Annotated in this window: 4 protein-coding genes and 1 pseudogene; 3 read left to right on the top strand and 2 right to left on the bottom strand. The window is 66.9% G+C overall.

From position 1 onward, the window contains the following. A pseudogene (locus AC062T_RS11650) lies at positions 1–192 on the top strand (hypothetical protein); the annotation flags it as partial. Positions 193–194: 2 nt separating this feature from the next. On the opposite strand, the gene AC062T_RS11655 reads toward AC062T_RS11650, so the two are convergent. Continuing rightward, the gene (locus tag AC062T_RS11655) at positions 195–476 is read right to left on the bottom strand and encodes a helix-turn-helix domain-containing protein (RefSeq protein ID WP_108515462.1); all 282 of its coding nucleotides are present in this window, start codon (positions 474–476) and stop codon (positions 195–197) included. Between the two features lie 111 nt (positions 477–587). On the opposite strand from AC062T_RS11655, the gene AC062T_RS11660 reads away from it, so the two are divergent. Together AC062T_RS11660 and AC062T_RS11665 are read left to right on the top strand one after the other, a co-directional pair. Then, the gene (locus AC062T_RS11660) at positions 588–1229 is read left to right on the top strand and encodes an SAF domain-containing protein (protein ID WP_476030209.1); all 642 of its coding nucleotides are present in this window, start codon (positions 588–590) and stop codon (positions 1227–1229) included. A 2-nt stretch (positions 1230–1231) separates the two neighbouring features. Continuing rightward, entirely contained in the window at positions 1232–2485 is a 1254-nt protein-coding gene (locus AC062T_RS11665; RefSeq protein WP_476030211.1) for a CpaE/TadZ family protein, read from the top strand. Here AC062T_RS11665 and AC062T_RS11670 read toward each other — a convergent pair. Continuing rightward, positions 2466–3636 (bottom strand): DUF5671 domain-containing protein (locus AC062T_RS11670; protein ID WP_476030213.1); only part of this gene is annotated, 1171 nt, incomplete at its 5' end. The two genes, AC062T_RS11665 and AC062T_RS11670, sit on opposite strands and share 20 nt — an antisense overlap.

Consider the following 3636-nt stretch of genomic DNA (forward strand, 5'->3'; position numbering starts at 1 on the left):
TGCCGAAGGCGTACGGCAGTCGAGATCACCCAGTCACGGGGCGAGGCCATCCACGGAACCATCGACAGGGTCGGGCGGGATCACCTCGACCTGGCCGTGCACGAGGCGGGAATCGCGCGGCGCGAGCGGGATGTGGCTCACATCCGCATTGTGCCGTTTGACGTTATTGAAACGGTGCGGGCGGCCGTCTAGGCCTAGCGGGGTCCGAACGACAGCTCGATGACGTCGGCGAACTCGGCCTGGTTCCACAGGCCGTGGCGACGGTTCTCTTCGTATTTGGCCTCGATGTAGGACTCGAGCACGCTGCGTTCGACCCGCCAGTGCCCGGCCGCCCCTACTTTGATGGCGGGCAGCTCTGCCGAGCGCACGAGCGCATACGCCTGGGCGGCGGAGAGGTTGAGCACCTCGGCCACGTCGGCGACGGTGAGGAATCTGCCGAGGGAGCTCGCAGCCTCGTGGTCGTCCGTGCCAGTCATACGTCGATTATGCGCCTGCTTGCCGTGAGTGGGCGTCGCTGTGGATAACTTGCGGCGCACGCAGCGCGGTGCCCCCACGATGGTCACCGTCGGCCACACAGAAGGAGAATCATGAGCACACTCGCAGCACACGACCGAGGTCGGGCGCCGCGCTCCCGCTGGTTCGACGTGCGCCTCGCCGTCGGCGTTGTGCTGATCGGTGCGTCGATCGCGGGCGTCATGCTCATTGTGGGTTCGTCCGACGACTCCGTGACCGTCTATTCATCGGATCGCACCCTTTCTGCAGGCGACACAGTCTCGGCCGGCGATCTGGTTGAGACGAGGGTGCGGCTGGGGGAATCGGCGAGTCACTACCTCCGACCAGGAGACATTGACGACGGGGTGGTCGTGGCACGCACAGTAGGCAAAGGGGAGTTAGTACCGTTATCGGCCATTGGCTCTCTTGAGGGTTCATCCTCGGCCGCGATCGTCGTCTCTGTCGCGGGAATACTGCCACGCTCAGTGCGAGAGGGCTCGGTGGTTGACCTCTGGGCGGCCGGGGGAGACCGAGAGGATGAATCCGGATCTCCGACCGTCGTTGCCTCCGGTGTCACGGTCGTGCGGGTGAGCGAGGCCGATGGGATGATCGCCGGGTCTCAGACTCAGAGTGTGGAGGTGTTGGTCTCACGCGATCGCATCGCGCGCATCCTCGAATCGAAGGCGGCGGGCGCGTCGCTCGCGCTGATCCCCACGACCCAGCCGATCAAGGGGTGACGATGACCCGCATCGCTTTCGCAGTGCCCATCGCCTACGAAGACTCGCTCGTGGCCGAGGCGCAGGCCAACGGCCACGACGTGGTCGCGCGGTGTGGCAGTGCCGGGGAACTTGCGTCGTTGCTGGGCGCCACGCGGCCTGATGTTGCCGTCACCTCTGCCGCCGAGCGTTATCTCACCCCGCAACTGTTGGCGGAGGCCGACCGCGAGGGAGTGCGGCTCGTGGCCATCGTCGACACCGATAGTGATCGACGTAACGCCCTCACAGTGGGGCTCCATGAGGTTGTTGACAAGGCGGAGTGGGCACAGATCGAAGGGATGCTGCTGGCAACGCCTGCGCCGGCCCCTGGGGTTGCCGCGCCCCGCGCTGGCAGAGGAATCGTCATCGCGGTGTGGGGGCCCGCGGGCTCGCCAGGGCGCACAAGCCTCGCCATCACGATCGCTGCGGAACTCGCGTCGGCGGGCGCAACAGTGGCGCTCGCCGATGTCGACACCTATAGCGGATCCATCGCCCCGACCCTCGGGCTGCTCGATGAGGCGCCCGGCTTTGCCGCAGCGTGCCGCCTTGCGGGGGCGGATGCCCTCACCAACGCCGAGCTCGAACGCATCGGCCAGCGCTACTCTTCCCCTCAGGGGAGCTTTTGGGTTCTCACGGGGATCGGGCGCCCCAGCCGCTGGCCGGAGCTCTCGGCCGATCGCGTGCGAACGGCGCTCGAACAGTGCCGAGAGTGGGTGGACTACACGGTCGTTGACACGGGCTTCAACCTGGAAAACGACGAAGAGATCAGCAGCGACGTATTCGCACCTCGGCGCAATGCCGCCACCCTGCAGGCACTCAGAAGCGCCGACCACATCGTTGCGGTGGGTGCGGCAGACCCCGTAGGGCTCTCACGGTTCTTGCGGGCGCACGTTGACCTGATCGACACGATCGTGACCGACAGAATCACGGTCGTCATGAACCGCCTGCGGGCGAGCGTGATCGGAGCGGCCCCGTCGGTGCAGGTTGCTCAATCACTCGAGAGATTCGGTGGGGTGACCGATGCCGTGTTTGTGCCGAACGACCCCGCGGCGTTCGACGCTGCTCTGCTCAGAGGCGCCACCCTGCTCGACAGCTCTGCTCGTTCGCCCGCCAGGGCTGCCATCGGCGCACTCGTGCGGGAGCGACTTCTCGCTCCCGGCGGTGATCAGCGACAGGGTGGGCGCAGGCGTCGGCCACGCCAGCGCCGCGACGCTGCGCTCACTCCGCGAGGGGGATGACCTCGACCTGCGCACCGCGAACTACCACGAGCACATGCGGGGCAGAAACGGCAGCGATCGCGGCGGTCACCCTCGTGGCATCCGTCGGCTCCGGCTCCGTCGGCTCCGGCTCCGTTGGCTCCGTTAGATCCGTCGGCTCGGTTAGGTCCGTTGACTCCGTTAGATCCGTCGGCTCTGTCGGTTCGGCAGTGCGGAGGAGGGTGACGGATGCCCCGGTAGCCCGTGCGAGTTCCGCACGCAGTTCACCTCGCGGGTCGGGCGCAACAAGGGTGATGCGGGTGATGCCTGAGCTCGCCTCGGGCCCGGCGGCCACCGTTGCGGCGCGATCGGAACGCCACAGCGCGAAGTGATAGGCGGCAACGAGGAGGGTCGCGGTGAGTAGACCGAGAGGCGCCCGGATGTTGTCGATGAGGCTGCCGCCCGTCGAGAATGGCGCGAGCAGGAAGGTGAAGACTTCGTAGGCGATGACCAGCAGGGTTATCACGGCGATGAGAGTGCTGACACCGAAGACGACCACGAGATAGATTCGGCGTCCCCCGGCGCTGGTGGCGGCATCCGGAACCGGTGAATCGTGATCGGTTGCGCCGACGCCACGGGGGCGCCAGAACACCCACCAGGCGACCCCGCCTACGACAAGCGCGGAAAGCCCGCCAAAGAGCAGCAGGGCCGGGCCAGAGGAGGCAAGAGGCTCCGTAAACGACGCGAGAAGGGCGTTGACCACAACGCCGAGTCCCGACGCTGCAAAGACGAGGGAGATCCCTGACGAAACGATGCGTACCGCCTCACGCACGCCATCCGAAGCCTCGCGAAAGACGGTGCGGTAGTAAGCCCACAGTGCGGCACCGGCGGCCAGGTTTGCGATGGCTCTGGCGAGTTCGTCCAGAACACTGGAGGTCGTGGCGAGCGTAGCTAGCCCCACATAGAGCGCGGTCGTGAGGCCGCCGAGGGCGATCGCGACGGAGGCAAAGCCGGCGACGACGACGAGGGCGAACCGGGCGAAGCCCCTGGTCGACGAGCGCCCGCCGTCGGCAAACCAGTGGACCCACCAGATCACGGCGCCGCCAGCGCACCACACGGCAGACGACGAGAGTTGCGAAAGCCACACGGTTTCGCCGACGATCATGACCGGCGGCCCCTCGATTGCAGCGTCG

The sequence above is a fragment of the Homoserinimonas sp. genome (assembly GCF_056262345.1).

What these genes read in the sequence shown, in the direction of transcription:
- AC062T_RS11655 (WP_108515462.1), bottom strand. Translation starts at nt 476, where the DNA reads ATGACTGGCACGGACGACCACGAGGCTGCGAGCTCCCTCGGCAGATTC.
- AC062T_RS11660 (WP_476030209.1), top strand. Translation starts at nt 588, where the DNA reads ATGAGCACACTCGCAGCACACGACCGAGGTCGGGCGCCGCGCTCCCGC.
- AC062T_RS11665 (WP_476030211.1), top strand. Translation starts at nt 1,232, where the DNA reads ATGACCCGCATCGCTTTCGCAGTGCCCATCGCCTACGAAGACTCGCTC.